Origin of the sequence: Mesorhizobium sp. M0195, from assembly GCF_040322115.1 — a bacterium.
Taxonomy (GTDB): domain Bacteria; phylum Pseudomonadota; class Alphaproteobacteria; order Rhizobiales; family Rhizobiaceae; genus Mesorhizobium.
Genome location: NZ_JAMYSV010000010.1, coordinates 62,968 through 80,724, shown reverse-complemented (window position 1 = coordinate 80,724; position 17,757 = coordinate 62,968). Strand labels below are relative to the sequence as shown.

Genomic DNA, 17,757 nt, shown 5'->3' with positions numbered 1-17,757 from the left:
AACCTACCATTTTCGGCTCGGCCTGACCTGAATCTCGGCACACCCGGCGCCCGGATCCTGGAATATTTTAAGAAAATTTGCGCCTGATTCTACAGGTTTAACCGACCGGTAACATTAACGCGCTTTAATCACACTCAGTTGTACCGGGTCTGTGCGGGTTAGTGCGATGCAATTCAGTGTTTTGAAGGCAAACGGACGCAATCTGGCGCGTGGCTGCGCCGTCCTCATGATCGCAGGCGCTGCGACGGGGTGTAGTTCCCAGGTGGCGCGGTTCAACAGCGTCGACGACGTGTTCACCGCCTCGACCAACAACCAGCGCGCCATCATCGACAAGCAGGATGCTGCCCAGCCCTATCCGGGCGATGTTGCGGCCGCGCCGATCGACGGCAGCCACACCCAGTCGGTCAGCCGCTCAAGCCTCGAACCGGTCACGGCGCAGCAATTGCCACCGCCGGCTCCCGCCCTGGCACCTGCCGCCCGGCCGGTGCGTACCGCTGCCGCGCCGGCCCTGGCGCCTGCCGCTCCTCGTGTCGACAGGACGGCAACCGGCACCGTCGCTCCGGCGGCAAGGCCGTTCAAGAACGCCGAGCCCGACGCGCCGCGCATGGCGACGGCCGCCGGCGCGCCGCATGCAACCGAGATCGTCGTCAAGGACGGCGAGACCATTTCCGGCCTGTCACGGCGCTACGGCGTGCCGGCCGATGCCATCATGAAAGTCAACGGGCTGAGCGCGACCAAGGGGCTGAAGACCGGCCAGAAGCTCGTCATCCCGGCCTATGCGTATTCGAGCAACGGCGCCGCGCCGAAAGTCGCCGACGCCAAGCCCGCGAACGGCACCAGGCACGACCAGCCGGCCGAGGCGCCGGCGAAGGTGGCCGTGCTGCCGCAGCAACCGAAGCTCAGGGAAGGCAAGTCTGCCGCGCAGGTGGACGCCTCGGCTGCCGCGAGCCAGCCGAAGGATGGAAAGACTGCGGCGAAGGTGGCTTCGGCGACGGCCAAACCGGCCGGTGCCGGCGGCACTTACACGGTTCAGCAAGGCGATACGCTGTCCGCCATTGCCAGAAAGACCGGCGTCGGCGTCGTTGCGCTGAAGCAGGCGAACGGCATGCAGGATGGACTGCTCAAGATCGGCCAGACCCTGAAAGTGCCGGCAGGCGGAACCGCTGTCGTCGCCGGCGTGAAGCCGGCAAAGGTCGATCCGGTGACGACGGCCACCACCCAGCCGCCGGCCAAGGCCACGCCGACGCAGACGCTCGCCTCCTACACGCCGCCGAAGAAGGATGCGAAAGTCATCCAGCAGGCCGAGGACGACGATGCGGTGGCGCCGGACGCGACCGGCATCGGCAAGATGCGCTGGCCGGTGCGCGGCCGCGTGATCTCAAGCTTCGGCGGCGGCAAGGACGGCGTCGACATTGCCGTGCCCGAGGGGACGCCGGTCAAGGCGGCTGAAAACGGTGTCGTCATCTATGCCGGTGACGGCCTCAAGGAATTCGGCAACACGGTGCTGGTGCGGCACGAAAACGGTCTGGTCACCGTCTACGGCCACGCCAGCTCGATCGAGGTGCAGCGCGGCCAGAAGGTCAAGCGCGGCCAGGAAATCGCCCTGTCCGGCATGAGCGGCACCACCGACTCGCCGAAACTGCATTTCGAAGTGCGCAAGAACTCGGCGCCGGTCGATCCTTCGACCTATCTCGAATAGACGACGAAAAGCGATTTGCGGGCCACCTGACCTTCAGCCCGCCGAGGAAGTCCGCTCCGCAAGGTGCGGGCTTCTTCTGCTGTTAGCCCTTGAGCGGCTAATCCTTCAGCGGCTTGCCGAGCCTGCCGGCCAGATCCTGGGTGAACTGCCAGGCGACGCGGCCCGAACGGCTGCCGCGCGTCGTCGCCCATTCCAGCGCCTCGGCGCGCAGCGTCTCGGGATCGATGGCGAGATCGTGATGGCGGACATAGCCGTCGATCATGTCGAGATATTCGTCCTGCGAACATTTGTGGAAGCCAAGCCACAGGCCGAAGCGGTCCGACAGCGAAACCTTCTCCTCGACCGCTTCGGACGGATTGATCGCCGTCGAGCGCTCATTGTCGATCATGTCGCGCGGCAACAAATGCCGCCGGTTCGAGGTGGCGTAGAAGATCACGTTGGCCGGGCGGCCCTCGACGCCGCCTTCAAGCGCTGCCTTCAGCGATTTATAGGACGTGTCGTCATGGTCGAATGACAGGTCGTCGCAAAACAGGATAAAGCGTAAGGGCGCTGCCTTCAGCAGGCTCATCAGCTTCGGAAGCGTGTCGATGTCTTCGCGATGGATCTCGATGAGCTTGAGCGGCAGGTCGAGCTTGGTCGAAGCGTTGACCGCGGCGTGCACGGCCTTGACCAGCGACGATTTGCCCATGCCGCGCGCGCCCCACAACAGCACGTTGTTGGCGGCATAGCCGGAGGCGAAGCGCTCGGTGTTGTCGACCAATATGTCGCGGACGCGGTCGACCCCGCGGATCAGGCCGATGTCGACGCGGTTGACCTTGAGCACCGGCTCCAGATAGCCGGGATCGGCCTGCCAGACGAAGCAATCGGCGTCGCCGAGGTCGGTTTGCGGCACCGGCGGCGGCGCGAGGCGGGCGATCGCCTCGATCAGACGGTCGAGCTTCTGGCTCAGGATATCGATGGTGCTGTCGGTCATCTCTTGTCTTTTTGTTCGCATTCGGGACGGTGCGGCAGGCCAACCTACCTGATTTCAGCGGTTTCGAAACTCGTCCCAAGCATTTGTTCGGGCATCATCTTTTGCGAAAACCGAGCGTCGCTTTTCGGGATCACCCTCTAACACGGCTCACCAGGCCGGAAAAGCAGCCGATTTGCCCGGCCGCGCAGTTGCATTGGCAACGTTACCGACTATATTCCGGCCAAATTTGGCGGGGCCGTCAAATTCCCAGAACGGTTTGCGGCTGTTTTTAAAATTCAGGAGTACCTCGATGTTCGTGACACCGGCATACGCCCAAGGCATCGGCGGGGACTCGTCCGCAATGTTTATCCAGATCGTGCCGTTTGCTCTGATTTTCGTGATCATGTATTTTCTGATCATCCGGCCGCAGCGCACGCAGCTGAAGAAGCGCGGCGAGATGCTGGCGGCGGTTCGCCGCGGCGACACCGTTGTCACCGGTGGCGGCTTGGTCGGCAAGGTAACCAAGGTGATCGACGACAACGAGCTCGAGATCGACCTTGGCGGCGGTACCAAGGTGACGGCGCTGCGCTCGACGATCGCCGACGTGCGCGTCAAGGGCGAGCCGGTGGCGAACCAGAACGCCAAGAAATAACCGAATTGTCGGCGGAACGATCCGCGGGCAGGGCTCTGACGAACGACGGCATATGTTCCACCTTTGGCGCCTGAAGATGATCCTGAAGTGGCTTGCCTTGGCCGGCACGGTTGTCTTCCACGCGACTAATATCTTCGCCGCCGGTTTGCATACCACGCGACCCGAATGGCTTGCCGAAAGCCAGTCAATAGTTGAAGCAAGCCAGCAGGATGGTCCACACATCCTGCTCAGGTTGGATGTGACCGACGTGATCGAGGGCCGGCTGAAAGCGACACGCGACGAGGTCCGGTCGCTGCTACGCGAAGCAAGGATCGGCTATACCGGCCTTGCCAGTTCGGCTCGGACCGTTCAGGTGCACATAACAGATCCGGCTCAGCTTGACCTCGCCAAGGCGGCAATCAAAACGGTGACCGATCCTGTCGCGGACAGCGGCGTCCAGGAAATGACCCTGGACGACAGTGAGCCCGGCCTGCTCAAATTCACCGTAACGGATGCAGGTTTGAAGTATCGAACTTCGGCCGCGCTTGCACAGTCGGTTGAAGTCATCAAAGATCGTATCCGCGACCTGGGCGCCACCCACCCGGTGGTTCGGTCAACGAATGAAGACGGCATATTGGTCCGCACGTCGGGCGTTGCCGATCCGCAAAGGCTAGGACAAATTCTCACCCGGCCCGGTCACCTGAGCTTCCAACTCGTTGATCTGTCGATGCAGTCGACGAGGCAATCAGCGGCCGCCCGCCCGTCGGCTCGGCGGTTTTTTATTCGATGGACGATCCTCCGGTTCCCTACTTGATCGAAAATCGGGTTATCCTTTCAGGTAAAAATGTGCTGGATGCGCAAGCAACCCGCAATTTGGCGACCGATGAACGCGTCGTCTCATTCCGACTTGATTCCCGGGGTACGGCGCGTTTCAAATGGGCTACGACGCAATATATCGGCAAGCCGTTTGCGGTTATATTAGACGATAAGGTTATTTCGGCGCCTGTTATCCGAGAGCCCATTGAAGGCGGCACCGGTCAGATATCGGGAAATTTCACCGCTGAAAGCGCCAATGACCTCGCCCTGCTGCTGCGCACCGGCCCCTTGCCAGCAAGATTGACAATCGCCGAGGAAGCACGATAGGGCCGGCCGTGGTCAGAATTAGAAATATGCCCGCAAACCGACCGATGGCGGAATGCTGCCGCTTGTACGCCTGAACGGATAAGAACTGATGCTTTATTTTTCGCGCTTCAAGATGATCCTGATCTGGCTGGCCGTGGCCGCCACAGTGGTCCTCGCTGCGCCCAACCTCTTTTCCGCCAGCACGCTGGCCAAGCTGCCCGACTGGGTGCCGAAGCGACAGATGACGCTCGGCCTCGACCTGCAGGGCGGCTCGCACATCCTGCTCAGGATGGATCCGAACGATCTGATCAAGGATCGGCTGGAGACGACGCGCGACGAAATCAGGACGCTGCTGCGTGACGCCAAGATCGGCTATACCGGCCTTTCCGGAACGGGCCGCACGGTGCAGGTCCGCATCACCGATCCCGCACAGATCGACGCTGCCAAGACAGCCTTGAAACCATTGACCAATCCGGTGGCCGCAGGCCTGTTCAGCGGCGGCTCCATCCAGGAGATGACGCTGGATGATTCCGAGCCCGGCCTGCTCAAATTCTCCGTCACCGATGCGGGAATCAAATATCGCACCTCGACGGCGCTGACGCAGGCGATCCAGGTTGTCGAGCGTCGTGTCAACGAACTCGGCACCACCGAGCCGATCGTGCAGCGCCAAGGCGACGACCGTATCCTGGTGCAGGTGCCTGGTCTGCAGGATCCGCAACGGCTGAAGGAAATTCTTGGCCAGACTGCCAAGCTGACCTTCCAGATGGTCGACCAGTCGATGCCGGTGCAGGATGCGCTGAACGGCCGGCCGCCGCCGGGATCCTCGGTGCTGTATTCGCAGGACGATCCGCCGGTTCCGTACCTGATCGAGAACCGCGTCATCGTTTCGGGTGAAAACCTCGTCGATGCCCAGGCGACGTTCAATTCCCAGACCAACGAGCCGGTTGTTTCGTTCCGGTTCGATTCGAAAGGGGCGCAGCGGTTCGGCCAGGCGACGGCACAGAATGTCGGCAAGCTGTTTGCCATCATCCTCGACAATCAGGTGATTTCGGCGCCGCAGATCCGTGAACCGATCCCCGGCGGTACCGGCCAGATATCGGGAAATTTCACCGCCGAGAGCGCCAACGACCTCGCCGTGCTGCTGCGCGCCGGCGCCTTGCCAGCGACGCTGACGGTAATCGAAGAGCGGACGGTGGGGCCGGGACTTGGCCAGGACTCCATCCATGCCGGCAAGGTCGCCGGCATCATCGGGTCGATCCTGGTGGTGGCATTCATGTTCGTCGCCTACGGTTTCCTCGGCTTCCTCGCCAACATCGCGCTGGCGGTGCATGTGGCGATGATCGTCGGGCTGCTGTCGCTGCTTGGAGCGACACTGACCCTCCCCGGTATCGCCGGTATCGTGCTGACCATCGGCATGGCGGTCGATTCGAACGTTCTCATCTATGAACGCATCCGCGAGGAGCGACGTGCCGGCCGCTCGGTCATTCAGGCAATCGATACCGGTTTCAGCAAGGCGCTGGCGACCATCGTCGATTCCAACGTGACCTCACTGATCGCGACCGTGGTGCTGTTCTGGCTCGGAACCGGGCCGGTGAAGGGCTTTGCCGTCACCTATGCCATCGGCATCCTGACCACGGTCTTCACCGCCTTCACCTTCACACGCCTGCTCGTGTCGATCTGGCTTCGCCGCGCCCGTCCGAAGGAGTTGCCGCGGGCGCCTGTGACGTTCATTCCACCAGGCACGAAAATTCCGTTCATGGGTATCCGCCGCTGGACGTTCACACTGTCCAGCGTGCTTTCGGTGCTGTCGGTCATCGGCTTCATGACCATCGACATAAATTACGGCATCGATTTCAAGGGCGGCTCACTGATCGAGGTGCAGTCCAAGGTCGGCAATGCCGATCTGGCCGACATCCGCGGCAGGCTGACGGAACTTAATATCGGCGAGGTGCAGGTTCAGCAGTTCGGCGAACCGAACGACGTGCTGATCCGCGTCGGCACGCAGGCGGGCGGCGAGAACGCTGAGCAGACCGTCATCGACAAGGTGCGCGGCGAGCTGCAGGATCAGTATGATTTCCGCCGCGTCGAAGTGGTGGGGCCGACGGTCTCGGGCGAGCTTGCCAAGCAAGGCACCATCGCCATGCTTATCGCGCTGCTCGGCATCCTGATCTATGTCTGGTTCCGCTTCGAATGGCAGTTCGCGGTCGGCGCCATCGTTGCGACCGTGCACGACGTGGTCATGACGATCGGCTTCTTCGTCATCACCGGCCTGGAATTCAACCAATCGTCGCTGGCGGCGATCCTCACCATCATCGGTTATTCGCTCAACGATACGATCGTCGTCTATGACCGCGTTCGCGAGGATCTGCGAAAATACAAGCGAATGCCGCTGCCGCAACTGCTGAACAACGCCATCAACGAGACGCTGTCGAGGACGACGCTGACCTCGGTGACGACGATCCTGGCGTTGCTGGCGCTGGTGCTGTTCGGCGGCGAGGTGATCCGCTCGTTCACCATGGCGATGCTGTTCGGCGTCGTGTTCGGCACCTATTCGTCGATCTTTATCGCCGCGCCACTGCTTATCCTGTTCAAGCTGCGGCCGCAGGCCACAGCGTCCGATGAGGAAAAGCCGGTGGGCGGCGGCAAAGCCATAGCTACCTGACGGCTTGCCTCAAAAGTGGCCAAGGGCATCGTCATCCGCGAGGCGCATTTCCCGGGCCGCGCACCGATCGAGGCTTACGGCAATGGCGGTTTCCGCTTTGCCGACATGTCGCATCGCGGCTCGCTGCTGTGCCTGCCTTCGGGCATCTATGGCTGGGAGCCGGCCGATCCATTGGCGCTGACGGCAGCGGATTTCGCCAAGCTGTTCAACGAGGCCGCCAAGGTTGAGATCCTGTTGGTCGGCAGCGGCAAGGATCTGAGGCCATTGCCTGCCGCGCTGCGTACGGCGCTGAAAGAAGCGGGCATTTCCGCCGATCCGATGTCGACGGGGGCGGCGGTGCGGACCTATAATGTGCTGCTGGCGGAAGATCGCGCCGTGGCCGCAGCGCTCATCGCCGTCGACTGACGTGGCCGAAAACACCAAAGTCGTCATGGACACGGTGCGTGCCGCCGACCATGACCGCTATCTCAGTGTGCTCTATGCGCCCGACAACAAGCGCGACGCGCTGTTTTCGCTCTATGCCTTCAATGCCGAAGTCGCCGGCATACGCGATCGCATCCACGAGGCGCTGCCGGGCGAGGTGCGGCTGCAATGGTGGCGAGACGTCATCGCCGCCGAAGAGGATCGGACTCAGATCGGCCATCCCGTGGCGGACGCGCTGAGGGCGGCGATTTCCGCCCACCGCCTGCCTAAGGCCGCCTTCGAGAACATGCTCGAAGCGCGCATCTTCGATCTCTATGACGATCCGATGCCGTCGCGCACCGATCTCGAAGGCTATTGCGGCGAGACTGCCGCAGCACTCATCCAGCTTGCGGCGATGGTGCTCGATCCGGTCCAAGCACCACGCTTTGCCGAACTTGCCGGCAGGGCAGGTTGTGCGCAAGCGATGACCGGTCTCCTGCTTCTGTTGCCGCTGCATGGCAAGCGGGGACAGTGCTTTGTCCCGGCCGATATTTTGGCTGCGGCGGGATCGTCGCCGCAAGAGTTCGTTACAGGTGACGGCGGGCCGGGCGCGGAACGCGCGGTCGCCGCGATGATCGCGCTGGCACGCGAGCATCTTTCCGCTTTCGAGCAGGGGGCGTCCACCCTGCCGGTTTCACTGCGTCCGGCGTTTCTGCCGCTGGCTCTGACGCGCGCCTATCTCGACAGAATAGAGAATGCCCGCCGCTCGCCTCTCAAGGATGTGGCGCGGCTCTCAGCCCTGCGCCGGCATTGGCTGTTGTTCCGGCGCGCCACGCAAGGCTGGACAGCGGTATAAAGGCCGGAATTCGGGGAACCGGAACCGTAGCTGCCGCCGCGAGGGAATTCCATTACGATGGGTCGCTCGATCCGCCGTCGCGCATCAACACTTCATAGTCGCGCCCCCCATAGAAGATGTTGACGATACGGACGAGGTCATCGCCGACAATATAGGCGATAATAGCCGAGTGCTCGAACGGCACCGTTCGTAAACCCGGTGCAATGTCGTCGCGCGGTCGGCCGCCACGCGGTGCATTGCCAATATTTCCACAGCGCACCTTGATCCGATCGACGAAACTGTTGGCTATGTTTTCGCTTCCACCATTATCGAGGATGTAGGCGGCAATCGATTCCAGGTCTATGAGCGCGCTTTCGTTAAGAACTACGGCGAGACGCTGAATCATTGCTGTCTCTCGCCAATTCCGAAATCCTGTTCTTTACTCTCGTGATTGCCTGGTCCAGTGGGATGTCAGGCCTCGTGTCCTCGATCGATGTCTTTACGCGTGCCCTGATCGAGGCCATGCGCTCGGCATGTTCTTCCTCTTCGCGCCGAAAGGCGCGAAGTGCCGCGCGGACGACCTCGCTCGCCGATCCATAGGAGCCGTCCTCGACCTTTTCGCGGATCATGCGCGCCATGGCGGGGGTGATCGTGACTGAAAGTTTCTCGGCGGATTCCATAGATTTAGCCTCGGGTTAGGAGTGGGATATTATCCTACTCCTCCGCCGAGCAATCCGCAAGAACGAAGACCGGAACCTTATTCCGCCGCCTCTGACCGCGCGGGCATCCCCAGCCATTCGCGGCAGTCGGCGAGCGCACGCGATGTCACCGCGTGCCGCTTGGCGACCGTCTTGTCCTTGCCGCGCAGCCGCTTGCCTTCGATCTTTGGCGCCTCCACGGGCGGGAACAGGCCGAAATTGACATTCATTGGCTGGAAAGAGCGCTTTCCCGGCTCGTCGTCGGAGACAATGTGGCCACCGGTGATGTGGTTGAGCAATGCGCCGAAGGCGGTGGTCAAGGGCGGCAGCGACGGCGCGTGGCCAAGCCTTTCGGCGGCGGCGAAACGCCCGGCAAGCAAGCCGATGGCGGCGCTCTCGACATAGCCCTCGCAGCCGGTGATCTGGCCGGCAAAACGCAGGCCGGGCCGCGACTTCAACTGCAGCGAAGCGTCGAGCAGCGTCGGCGAATTGATGTAGGTGTTTCGGTGCAGGCCGCCGAGGCGGGCGAACTCGGCGTTTTCCAGCCCGGGGATGGTGCGGAATATGCGCACCTGCTCGGCGTGCTTCAGCTTGGTCTGAAAGCCGACCATGTTATAGAGCGTGCCCAGCGCATTGTCCTGGCGAAGCTGAACGACGGCATACGCCTTTACAGACGAATTATGCGCATTGGTCAGTCCCATCGGCTTCATCGGCCCGTAGCGCAATGTCTCGACGCCGCGCTCGGCCATCACTTCGATCGGCAGGCAGCCGTCGAAATAGGGCGTGCCTTCCCATTGCTTGAATTCGGTTTTCTGGCCGTGGACCAGCGCCTGCACGAAGGCAAGGTACTGCTCCTTATCCATCGGGCAGTTGATGTAGTCCTTGCCGGTGCCGCCGGGGCCGACCTTGTCGTAGCGCGACTGGAACCAGCAGATGTCCATGTCAATCGTGTCGAAATGGACGATCGGCGCGATGGCGTCGAAGAAGGCGAGCGCGTCGGCGCCGGTTGCTTCCGCGATCGACTGGGCGAGCGACGGCGCTGTCAACGGTCCGGTGGCAACGATCGCCTGGTCCCACTCCGTCGGCGGCAGGCCGGGCACTTCCTCACGCTGGATGGTGATGAGCGGATGGGTTTCGAGCGTTCTGGTCACCGCGTCAGAAAACCCGTCGCGGTCGACGGCAAGCGCACCGCCGGCCGGCACCTTGTGAGCATCGCCGGCGCTCATGATCAGTGAACCGGCCAGCCGCATTTCGGCGTGCAGCAGGCCGACGGCATTGGTTTGCGCATCGTCGGAGCGGAAGGAATTGGAACAGACGAGCTCGGCCAGTCCGTCGGTCTTGTGCGCGTCGGTACCGCGGACGGGACGCATTTCATGCAGGACAACGGGAACGCCGGCTTCGGCCGCCTGCCAGGCGGCTTCGGAGCCGGCGAGACCGCCGCCGATGACGTGAATGGGATTGTTGCTCATGAGCGCCGAAATAGTCGCTTGGCGCAAGAATTGCAATTGCCACGCGGGAGAATGGCTGACGGGGGAAGCCGCCTCAAAACAACAACACCCGCCGGGGGAGGAGGTCCGGCGGGTGTCGTTTTGTTGGTCGATCCTCGGGAGGAGGTGAAGATCGACCGTATTCGTCATTGCCGGGGAGGAGGTCGGCTTTGACGAAATTCTTTTCGCCATTTGAAGGGCGCGAAACCCTTTTAGAAACAACCTGGAAACAGCGCCCGCCGGGGGAGGAGGTCCGGCGGGCGCCGTTTTTGTGGTCAACCCTCGGGAGGAGGTGAAGGCTGACCGTATCCGTCAGGGTCGGGGAGGAGGTCGACCCTGGCGAAATTCTTGTGGTTAGATCGCCTTGCGAGCGATCATCTTGATTTCGTCGCGGACGATGCCGAGATCGTTGAGCTGGCGGTTCGACAGGCGACCCAGCTCGGTAACCGTCTCGCGGTAGACGCGCCAGTTACGGTAGTTGCGGATCAGGTTCATTGTCGTTCTCTTTTCAAACTGGTTCGGACCATTTGCGGCCCGAAGGATTAGACCGACTTGCGGGCGACGTAGTGAATGTCGCTGCGGCTGATGCCGAGATCGGTCAGTTCACGGGTGCTCAGGCGGCTCAGCTCGGACACGGTGTCCCTATAGCGGCGCCAGTTGCGATAGTTGCGGATCAGGTTCATGGTAGTCTCGTTTCGTCTTTCTTTCGGATCATTCCGTCTTTGTGTGCACCGTGAAAATAGGTGGGGTCATATCGATTTAAAAGCGCTATTGGTGCATGGCAGCAATGCAATTTGTGCAATGCAACATTAACGCGCGTCCGGTTTTCCGCCCAGATCGGAAAATGCCGTTAGGTCAAACGCTTGGCCGGACAAGCTAAAAGGAACCAAGCAGAGGGGGAGGGGCATGGCGAGCTATTCGTCACGGGTCAGGTCGGATATCGCACGATGGCAACAGGCCGGCCTGATCGACGCGCCGACAGCCGTTGCGCTGACGCGCGACGTCGAGGCAAACGAACGCAAATCGCTGAGTTTCGGCTCGATCCTGGCGATGATGGCGGCGCTGCTGTTCGGCGCCGCTATCCTGATCTTCATCGCCGCCAACTGGGAAGTCATCCCGCGGTTGGTGCGGGTCGCGGCACTTTTTGCGGTTATCCTTGCCGGCTATGTCGGCGGGGCGGTGCTGAAGATGCGCGACCATGCGGCGATCGGCGAGGCGCTGTGGATCGTCGCGGCAGCAGCGTTCGGCGGATCGATCGCGCTGATCGGCCAGATGTATCATTTGTCGGGCGACGAGGCCTCGGCCTTGATCACCTGGGGCGCCGGCACGGCGCTGGCGGCGGTGGCGCTGCGCTCAAACCCGCTGACCGTCGCTGCCGTCGGCATCGCCGATGCCTGGCTGTTCCTGAGAGGGTTCGACTACTTCCGGCGCACGGAATTTCCGCATCTCTTCGTGGTCATGGCGCTAATTCTGTTCGCCGTTTCGTTCTGGACGCGCAGCCAGACGGCGCGCCACCTGATCATCCTGTCGGTCCTTTTCTACCTCGTGCTGTTGGCCATGGAATACGACACGCTGCAAGTCGCCATCCCGCTCGTTGCCGCGTCGGTGCTGCTTTTTACCGCTGCGATCTTTGCTGCCGGGCCGGTCGAGAGGGTTTTGCAACTCGGCGGCAGGTTACCCTTGCACGCGCTGATCGGCTTTCTCACCGGCCTGGCGATGATCCAATTCGAACTGGCGGATGAAAGCAGCTACAATAGCGGCTTCGCCATTGCCTCGGCTGTTGCGCTGGCCGGCATCGTCGCGGCGATCGTGCTGGGCGGCCGCGAGAGCCGGGGACTGCGCTGGGTTGCCTATGCCGGCTTCGCCTTCGAACTCGCCATCATCTATGTGGTGATGCTGCAATCAATGCTCGACACGGCAGGCTTCTTCCTTGCGGCGGCGGTGCTTCTCGCCGTTCTTGCTTTCATTATCATCCGCATAGAAAAGCGCATGAACGCCTCGAACATGACAGGAGCGGCGGCATGATGACCGGCAAAAGACTGATCATCTCGGCGCTGGTCGTGGCGCTCGTCCAGATTGGCTTTCTGAGCTGGATCATCGCCGGACGCGCGGCAATCCTGCGCGATGGCAAGCAGGTCCTGCTCAGAGTCGAGCCGATCGATCCGCGCGATCTCTTGCGCGGTGACTACATTCTGCTCGGCTACGATATTTCGCGCATACCGGTGAAACTGATCGGCAACATTCCGGCCGGCAAGCTTTCCAGCGAGGAAACGTCGATCGTGGTCAGGCTGAAGCAGGGCGCCGATGGCTATTGGGGGCCGACCGCGGCTTGGTTCGGGCAAGCGCCGGCGCCGGCAGCATCCGGCGAAGCCGATATCGTCGGACACGTCTCCGAGGGCTGGGATATCAGCCAGGGAGCAACGACGATCGCGCCGGAGTACGGCATCGAGCGCTTCTATCTGCCGGAAGGCGAGGGGATAACGATCCAGAACGACATGCGGGTGCGGCCGTTCGGCATCCGCGTGGCGATCGCGGCCAACGGCACGGCGCAGATCAAGGCGCTGGTCGACGGCGACAAGACACTGTTCGAGGAGCCGCTTTATTAGAATTAGATCGCGCGACGGCCTTGCCAATGATCCTCCTTCGCCAGGGCTTCGGAGGAGCTTCGAGTGGCCTGCCACCCGAAGCTCGAAGAGCGAGGATGGTGCGGATGAAGGGACTCGAACCCCCACGCCTTTCGGCACTGGAACCTAAATCTGTTCCGCTAAGGGAGCTGGTGCGGGTAGAGGGACTCGAACCCCCATGTTTCTCAACGCTTGGACCTAAACCAAGTGCGTCTACCAGTTCCGCCATACCCGCGAAAGTTTGTCACTTCGTCACCGTTTGTCACGGGCATTGTCACAAGTCAACGCGGCGGTTTTGGTAGCGGGGTCGGGGTCATTCACCCGATTCCTGGGGCGTAAGCGATGTGCTCCTCACACATTGGTCGTATAGGGTATCAATGCCAATTAAACTCTTGGCACTGAGCGCCGGGCTGCAAGCCGTCTTTCCAGAGGTGGTGATTGGGCTAGAAGACGGGCGACGTGGAGGAGCGACGGATGGATTTGCTCGGGGATCGCATACTTGGAAAGGCCATACGACAGCTAAACCATTCACCCGACGATTTTTCCGTCGTTTTTGAAGATGGCGCTATTACTGCTTGGACCCCAGTGGATGTCGCTATCAGTTTCGGTATTGATCCGGTCGTCGTGGAGGAGCTGCAATGGTCGGGCGAACGGCTCACGATTGTCACGAGTGGCGGTAATATTCGCATTGGACGCGTTCCGATTACCTCAAATCCAGAAACCTTCGCTTATGGTGCCGCTGATGATCCTTCCATCATCATCGTGGATCGGGGAGAGGAATAGTGGATCTTGGCCGCAGTCGGCCCGACTAGGGCTTGTGCCACCACCATTTCAAGAAGCGCGCAATCGCGATCAGTCCGGCCACGACGCCGAACACGCTTGCGGTCAGGGTGAGCACCTGCCCGAGGTCGAGAGTGATTATCATGGGAGCGTTCCTTTCAAGACAGATCTCGCCATTGAGAAAAGTTCTAACAAGGAACTGCTAAGATAAGCGGTGAGCCGTGGCGCGATGTCAATGGCTTAAGTGCAGTTGTCCCGAGACGCCTTGGGGAAACAAACAAATAGCAATCGGCATTAACAGGAATAGAGTGGAACCAACGGACATAGATCGGAACGAACTTACTCGAAACGGGCCGATCACGTTTGTATGACTTGGCGGGGGACGACCCTTTCCTGGTCGGCAGCCTTTGAGCGTCTACCCATTCTTCACAACCTCCAGCTTCGGCTTGTTGTCATCGAGGCTGTCACCGAGAATGTCGCCGGCAAGGTCCAGATCACCGGTAGCCAGCTTGGCGTATTTGGGGGTGGTCTCTATGCGCTTGTGGCCGAGCCACGTATGGATGCGCTTGAGGTCGACGCCGTTCTTGACCAGCCAGCTCGCACAGGTGTGCCGCAGCGTATGGACCACAACATCGTCCCACCCGAGGGTCTTCTGCATCTCGTCCCACATCCCACAGGTCTCGGAGGTGATGTGCCTTTCCATCCGAGCCTTTCATATGTTGGAACGGTCCCCTGATATCTGGGTAGGCACCATGTAGCCATCATTCTGTCAATGTCAGAGCCCACATCGGCACCATTGGCCGGAGTGCAAAGATGGTTGAAAATCGGCCGCGGCTGTGACAAAAGGCGTGTCGAATGTGACGGGACGCGACGATCCGCTTCTGCAGAATGTGATAAGAAGTAGGAAAAACAAAGACTTATTCACATTTTGGAGCGTATTTCTGGAGGATTTGTGCCGCGTTGAGCGGACAGATCGCCAAGTCCCGCACCAAAAGCCATTCCCGGCAAGATCATACCGGCAGGCTGTAAGCGGCAGGGGCCGTTTGACGGCCTCATTGGTGGAAACAAAGGTTTTATGATGCAGGTCACCGAAACGCTCAACTCCGGTCTCAAGCGCGAGATCAAGATCACCGTGCCGGCTGGTGACATGGAAGCCAAGCTGATGGCGCGGCTCTCCGATGCCAGGAACAAGGTCCGCATCAACGGCTTCCGCCCCGGCAAGGTGCCGGTGCAGCATCTGCGCAAAGTATACGGCAAGTCGTTCATGGCCGAAGTGGTCAACGAGATCCTCAACGATTCGACCCGTTCGATCATCACCGGGCGCGGCGAAAAGGCTGCCATGCAGCCCGAAGTGATCATGACCGAGGACGAGAAGGAAGCCGAGAAGATCCTGGCAGGCGGTGCCGACTTCGAGTTCCGCCTGAACTATGAGGTCATTCCGCCGATCGAGATCAAGGATTTCTCCGACATCAAGGTGACGCGCCAGGTGTTCGACGTGCCGGATGAAGAGATCGATGAGCAGGTCAAGCGTGTCGCTGAATCTGCCCGCACTTACGAGCCGAAGACCGGCAAGGCCGCCGAGGGCGACCGCGTGACCATCGATTACGTCGGCAAGATCGACGGCGAAGCCTTCAACGGCGGCGCCGGCACCGATCAGCCGCTGGTGCTCGGCTCGAAGGAATTCATCCCCGGCTTCGAGGACCAGCTGGTCGGCAGCAAGGCCGGCGACGAGAAGCAGGTCACGGTTACCTTCCCGGAAAACTACCAGGCGGCGCATCTGGCCGGCAAGGAAGCCACTTTTGACGTGACGGTCAAGGAAGTGTCGAAGCCCGGCGCGCTTGAGATTAACGACGAGATGGCCAAGAATCTCGGCCTGGAATCGCTGGAGCGCCTGCGCGAGGTGGTGCGCGGTCAGATCGAGAACCAGTTCGGCTCGATAACGCGCCAGAAAGTCAAGCGGCAGTTGCTCGACCAGCTCGACGCTGCCTACTCGTTCGAGGCCCCGTCCAAGCTCGTCGAGGCCGAGTTCAACAACATCTGGAACCAGGTCAATCGCGATCTCGAAGCCGCCGGGCGCACCTTTGCCGACGAAGAGACGACGGAAGAAGAAGCGCGTGCTGAATACATGCGGCTTGCCGAGCGCCGCGTGCGTCTCGGCCTGGTTCTCGCCGAAATCGGCGAGAAGGCCGGCGTCACGGTGACGGACGAGGAACTGCAGCGCGGCCTGTTCGAGCAGGTACGCCGCTACCCGGCCAACCAGCAGCAGGAAGCCTTCGAATTCTATCGCAACAATCCCGAAGCGCTGAACACGTTGCGCGCGCCGATGTTCGAAGAGAAGGTGGTCGACCATCTGCTCGGCCAGATTTCGGTCACCGATGTCAAGGTCAGCAATGAAGAACTGCTGGCCGACGACGAGGATACGGAGACAACCAAGGCCAAGCCGGCGAAGAAGGCGGCTGCGAAAAAAGCGGACGCAAAGAAGGCCGACGACGACGCCGAAGAGCCGAAGAAAAAGGCCGCGCCGAAGAAGAAGGCCGCCAAGGACGCTGAATAACGTTCCTGCTGAATTCCGAAAGGCCGCCTTCTCGAGGCGGCCTTTTTCGTTGTGGCGCAGACGCAACGGATTTCACGTATCTGGCGGTCGAGGTAGCGATACGAAGCTTTGATGATTATCTGCGCTGGGTTGCGAAATCGCAGCGGTTGTTGGAGGCATCGTTGAGACAGTTCTTCGGTATCGGAAGCGTGGCGGCGGCGTTCCTGCTTGCGTCGGTCTTCGGCATTGCCCAGGCTGATACGGTTCTCGACAACTGGCGGTTCGACAAGAGCAGCGATGGCCTTGTCACCGCCTCGCTTTACGCGACCAACAAGCTCATCACCGGTGGCGGCGCATTGAGCTACAGCCCGGTGTTGACGATCGCCTGCCGGACCGCCGGCGAACCGCGTTGGAGCGAATGGCTGCAGCTGAGCGATACAGTGTCCGCCAGCCGAACCATCGCCATGTCGGTGACTGTCGACCAATCCGCCAAGCTCAACGAAAGCTGGTCGGTCGGGCCGCATAGCAGGATGCTGGTCCGCGACGGTGCCGATGGCATCAGGCGACTGATTTCCGCGGACCGGTTGCTGCTGTCCTGGCGGTTCGGGCTGCTGTCGGGGCGCGGCAAAGCCGAGTTTGACCTCGCCGGAGTTGAAGAGGCGGTCGGCCGGATCGCCACCACCTGCAACACCAAATTGCCTTGAGCGGATTGTCCGCATTGATCCATTGCATGATCGAACTCTACCTGCCGGCCCGGTTCCGTGGTATGTAGGTGCCCCAACTCCAGGCAGTGGATATCCGTTCTGCCATTCAAGAGCGCATGCCAGCGGACTAAAGGTGGGCCTGCGCAGGTCAGCCAGGCAAATCGGCGATCAGGGAGGAAATGCCATGCGTGCCATTGTGTTTTTTATCGTAATGTCCGTCGCCACCGTCATTGCCGGCCCCTCGCGGGCACAGGATGCGGCGGCGGGTGAGAAGGTCTTCGCCAAATGCAAGGTCTGCCACGTCGCAGACAAGGACCAGAACAAGGTCGGTCCGTCGCTGAACGGCGTCATCGGCCGAACGGCCGGCACGCATCCAGGGTTCAGCTATTCCAAGGCGATGACCGAGGCCGGCAAGTCGGGCGTCAAATGGGACGAAGCCACGCTGACGACCTACCTTCGCGATCCCAAGGCGATGGTCAAAGGAACGAAGATGGCGTTTCCCGGCCTCAAGAAGGACGAGGATATCGCCAATGTCATTGCCTACCTGAAACAATTCTCCAAATAGCGCGGCTCTTCCGCCGGATCTTGGTATCGCAAACAGGTCGAGGCATAGCCTCGGCCGCAATCT

General features: G+C 61.1%; 21 protein-coding genes and 1 tRNA gene. 13 read left to right on the top strand and 9 right to left on the bottom strand.

Annotation, left to right across the window (positions count from 1 at the left end; translation table 11 throughout):
* Positions 1-166 precede the first annotated feature (166 nt).
* The gene (locus NKJ12_RS19940) at positions 167-1,699 is read left to right on the top strand and encodes a peptidoglycan DD-metalloendopeptidase family protein (protein WP_352704536.1); all 1,533 of its coding nucleotides are present in this window, start codon (positions 167-169) and stop codon (positions 1,697-1,699) included.
* A gap of 97 nt (positions 1,700-1,796) precedes the next feature.
* Here the strand turns inward: NKJ12_RS19940 and NKJ12_RS19935 are convergent, their stop codons facing one another.
* A complete protein-coding gene (locus tag NKJ12_RS19935; RefSeq protein ID WP_352704534.1) occupies positions 1,797-2,672 on the bottom strand; it encodes an ATP-binding protein in 876 nt (291 codons plus the stop codon).
* A gap of 147 nt (positions 2,673-2,819) precedes the next feature.
* Positions 2,820-3,056, bottom strand: a complete 237-nt coding sequence (locus NKJ12_RS19930) for a hypothetical protein (protein ID WP_254818400.1) — start codon at positions 3,054-3,056, stop codon at positions 2,820-2,822.
* Between NKJ12_RS19930 and yajC the strand changes: the two genes are divergently transcribed.
* The 6 genes from yajC to NKJ12_RS19900 all read left to right on the top strand — a co-directional run bounded on the left by yajC (position 2,962) and on the right by NKJ12_RS19900 (position 8,324).
* On the top strand, positions 2,962-3,303 hold the full coding sequence (gene yajC / locus NKJ12_RS19925; RefSeq protein ID WP_352451381.1) for a preprotein translocase subunit YajC: 342 nt from the start codon (positions 2,962-2,964) through the stop codon (positions 3,301-3,303). The two genes, NKJ12_RS19930 and yajC, sit on opposite strands and share 95 nt — an antisense overlap.
* Positions 3,304-3,379: 76 nt before the next feature.
* Positions 3,380-4,096 (top strand): protein translocase subunit SecD/SecF, encoded by a 717-nt coding sequence (locus NKJ12_RS19920; protein ID WP_352704533.1) that lies wholly within the window; start codon positions 3,380-3,382, stop codon positions 4,094-4,096.
* Positions 4,069-4,425, top strand: coding sequence for a SecDF P1 head subdomain-containing protein (locus NKJ12_RS19915; protein ID WP_352704531.1), 357 nt, complete (start codon positions 4,069-4,071; stop codon positions 4,423-4,425). Before NKJ12_RS19920 ends, NKJ12_RS19915 begins: the two co-directional genes overlap by 28 nt.
* Positions 4,426-4,513: 88 nt before the next feature.
* Positions 4,514-7,066, top strand: coding sequence for a protein translocase subunit SecDF (gene secDF / locus NKJ12_RS19910; protein WP_352505853.1), 2,553 nt, complete (start codon positions 4,514-4,516; stop codon positions 7,064-7,066).
* A gap of 15 nt (positions 7,067-7,081) precedes the next feature.
* Positions 7,082-7,471, top strand: coding sequence for an Mth938-like domain-containing protein (locus NKJ12_RS19905; protein WP_352505854.1), 390 nt, complete (start codon positions 7,082-7,084; stop codon positions 7,469-7,471).
* Between the two features lie 25 nt (positions 7,472-7,496).
* The gene (locus NKJ12_RS19900; protein ID WP_502905720.1) at positions 7,497-8,324 is read left to right on the top strand and encodes a phytoene/squalene synthase family protein; all 828 of its coding nucleotides are present in this window, start codon (positions 7,497-7,499) and stop codon (positions 8,322-8,324) included.
* A 52-nt stretch (positions 8,325-8,376) separates the two neighbouring features.
* On the opposite strand, the gene NKJ12_RS19895 is transcribed toward NKJ12_RS19900, so the two are convergent.
* The 5 genes from NKJ12_RS19895 to NKJ12_RS19875 form a co-directional block, all read right to left on the bottom strand.
* Positions 8,377-8,709: a type II toxin-antitoxin system RelE/ParE family toxin gene (locus NKJ12_RS19895; RefSeq protein ID WP_352704527.1), complete on the bottom strand. Its 333-nt coding sequence runs from the start codon at positions 8,707-8,709 to the stop codon at positions 8,377-8,379.
* Positions 8,681-8,983, bottom strand: coding sequence for a type II toxin-antitoxin system ParD family antitoxin (locus NKJ12_RS19890; RefSeq protein WP_352704525.1), 303 nt, complete (start codon positions 8,981-8,983; stop codon positions 8,681-8,683). The genes NKJ12_RS19895 and NKJ12_RS19890 overlap by 29 nt, the downstream gene beginning before the upstream one ends.
* A 77-nt stretch (positions 8,984-9,060) precedes the next feature.
* Complete coding sequence (trmFO, locus tag NKJ12_RS19885) at positions 9,061-10,470, bottom strand: methylenetetrahydrofolate--tRNA-(uracil(54)-C(5))-methyltransferase (FADH(2)-oxidizing) TrmFO (RefSeq protein ID WP_352704523.1); 1,410 nt, start codon at positions 10,468-10,470, stop codon at positions 9,061-9,063.
* Positions 10,471-10,842: 372 nt separating this feature from the next.
* Complete coding sequence (locus NKJ12_RS19880) at positions 10,843-10,983, bottom strand: DUF1127 domain-containing protein (protein ID WP_254818334.1); 141 nt, start codon at positions 10,981-10,983, stop codon at positions 10,843-10,845.
* A gap of 47 nt (positions 10,984-11,030) precedes the next feature.
* Positions 11,031-11,171: a DUF1127 domain-containing protein gene (locus NKJ12_RS19875; RefSeq protein ID WP_254818335.1), complete on the bottom strand. Its 141-nt coding sequence runs from the start codon at positions 11,169-11,171 to the stop codon at positions 11,031-11,033.
* Between the two features lie 223 nt (positions 11,172-11,394).
* Here NKJ12_RS19875 and NKJ12_RS19870 point away from each other — a divergent pair, with 223 nt between their 5' ends.
* On the top strand, positions 11,395-12,513 hold the full coding sequence (locus NKJ12_RS19870) for a DUF2157 domain-containing protein (protein ID WP_352704521.1): 1,119 nt from the start codon (positions 11,395-11,397) through the stop codon (positions 12,511-12,513).
* Positions 12,510-13,094 carry a GDYXXLXY domain-containing protein gene (locus NKJ12_RS19865; RefSeq protein WP_352704519.1) on the top strand — a complete coding sequence of 195 codons (585 nt, stop codon included), beginning with the start codon at positions 12,510-12,512 and terminating at the stop codon, positions 13,092-13,094. Before NKJ12_RS19870 ends, NKJ12_RS19865 begins: the two co-directional genes overlap by 4 nt.
* A gap of 168 nt (positions 13,095-13,262) precedes the next feature.
* Here NKJ12_RS19865 and NKJ12_RS19860 read toward each other — a convergent pair.
* A tRNA-Leu gene (locus tag NKJ12_RS19860) sits at positions 13,263-13,347 on the bottom strand.
* Between the two features lie 239 nt (positions 13,348-13,586).
* On the opposite strand from NKJ12_RS19860, the gene NKJ12_RS19855 reads away from it, so the two are divergent.
* The gene (locus tag NKJ12_RS19855; protein WP_352704517.1) at positions 13,587-13,895 is read left to right on the top strand and encodes a hypothetical protein; all 309 of its coding nucleotides are present in this window, start codon (positions 13,587-13,589) and stop codon (positions 13,893-13,895) included.
* Positions 13,896-14,307: 412 nt separating this feature from the next.
* Here the strand turns inward: NKJ12_RS19855 and NKJ12_RS19850 are convergent, their stop codons facing one another.
* Entirely contained in the window at positions 14,308-14,595 is a 288-nt protein-coding gene (locus NKJ12_RS19850) for a tyrosine-type recombinase/integrase (protein WP_352704515.1), read from the bottom strand.
* Positions 14,596-14,970: 375 nt separating this feature from the next.
* On the opposite strand from NKJ12_RS19850, the gene tig reads away from it, so the two are divergent.
* The 3 genes from tig to NKJ12_RS19835 all read left to right on the top strand — a co-directional run bounded on the left by tig (position 14,971) and on the right by NKJ12_RS19835 (position 17,694).
* Positions 14,971-16,446 (top strand): trigger factor, encoded by a 1,476-nt coding sequence (gene tig / locus NKJ12_RS19845; protein WP_352704656.1) that lies wholly within the window; start codon positions 14,971-14,973, stop codon positions 16,444-16,446.
* A 161-nt stretch (positions 16,447-16,607) separates the two neighbouring features.
* Entirely contained in the window at positions 16,608-17,129 is a 522-nt protein-coding gene (locus NKJ12_RS19840) for a hypothetical protein (protein WP_352646695.1), read from the top strand.
* Positions 17,130-17,340: 211 nt separating this feature from the next.
* Entirely contained in the window at positions 17,341-17,694 is a 354-nt protein-coding gene (locus NKJ12_RS19835; RefSeq protein ID WP_502904012.1) for a c-type cytochrome, read from the top strand.
* Positions 17,695-17,757: the final 63 nt, after the last annotated feature.

Coding starts and splice junctions, on each gene's coding strand:
- NKJ12_RS19900 (WP_502905720.1), top strand. CDS start 7,497: ATGGACACGGTGCGTGCCGCCGACCATGACCGCTATCTCAGTGTGCTC.
- trmFO (WP_352704523.1), bottom strand. CDS start 10,470: ATGAGCAACAATCCCATTCACGTCATCGGCGGCGGTCTCGCCGGCTCC.
- yajC (WP_352451381.1), top strand. CDS start 2,962: ATGTTCGTGACACCGGCATACGCCCAAGGCATCGGCGGGGACTCGTCC.
- NKJ12_RS19895 (WP_352704527.1), bottom strand. CDS start 8,709: ATGATTCAGCGTCTCGCCGTAGTTCTTAACGAAAGCGCGCTCATAGAC.
- NKJ12_RS19920 (WP_352704533.1), top strand. CDS start 3,380: ATGATCCTGAAGTGGCTTGCCTTGGCCGGCACGGTTGTCTTCCACGCG.
- secDF (WP_352505853.1), top strand. CDS start 4,514: ATGCTTTATTTTTCGCGCTTCAAGATGATCCTGATCTGGCTGGCCGTG.
- NKJ12_RS19865 (WP_352704519.1), top strand. CDS start 12,510: ATGATGACCGGCAAAAGACTGATCATCTCGGCGCTGGTCGTGGCGCTC.
- NKJ12_RS19855 (WP_352704517.1), top strand. CDS start 13,587: ATGGATTTGCTCGGGGATCGCATACTTGGAAAGGCCATACGACAGCTA.
- NKJ12_RS19870 (WP_352704521.1), top strand. CDS start 11,395: ATGGCGAGCTATTCGTCACGGGTCAGGTCGGATATCGCACGATGGCAA.
- NKJ12_RS19940 (WP_352704536.1), top strand. CDS start 167: ATGCAATTCAGTGTTTTGAAGGCAAACGGACGCAATCTGGCGCGTGGC.
- NKJ12_RS19835 (WP_502904012.1), top strand. CDS start 17,341: ATGTCCGTCGCCACCGTCATTGCCGGCCCCTCGCGGGCACAGGATGCG.
- tig (WP_352704656.1), top strand. CDS start 14,971: ATGCAGGTCACCGAAACGCTCAACTCCGGTCTCAAGCGCGAGATCAAG.
- NKJ12_RS19880 (WP_254818334.1), bottom strand. CDS start 10,983: ATGAACCTGATCCGCAACTACCGTAACTGGCGCGTCTACCGCGAGACG.
- NKJ12_RS19850 (WP_352704515.1), bottom strand. CDS start 14,595: ATGGAAAGGCACATCACCTCCGAGACCTGTGGGATGTGGGACGAGATG.
- NKJ12_RS19930 (WP_254818400.1), bottom strand. CDS start 3,056: ATGATCACGAAAATCAGAGCAAACGGCACGATCTGGATAAACATTGCG.
- NKJ12_RS19915 (WP_352704531.1), top strand. CDS start 4,069: ATGGACGATCCTCCGGTTCCCTACTTGATCGAAAATCGGGTTATCCTT.
- NKJ12_RS19935 (WP_352704534.1), bottom strand. CDS start 2,672: ATGACCGACAGCACCATCGATATCCTGAGCCAGAAGCTCGACCGTCTG.
- NKJ12_RS19875 (WP_254818335.1), bottom strand. CDS start 11,171: ATGAACCTGATCCGCAACTATCGCAACTGGCGCCGCTATAGGGACACC.
- NKJ12_RS19890 (WP_352704525.1), bottom strand. CDS start 8,983: ATGGAATCCGCCGAGAAACTTTCAGTCACGATCACCCCCGCCATGGCG.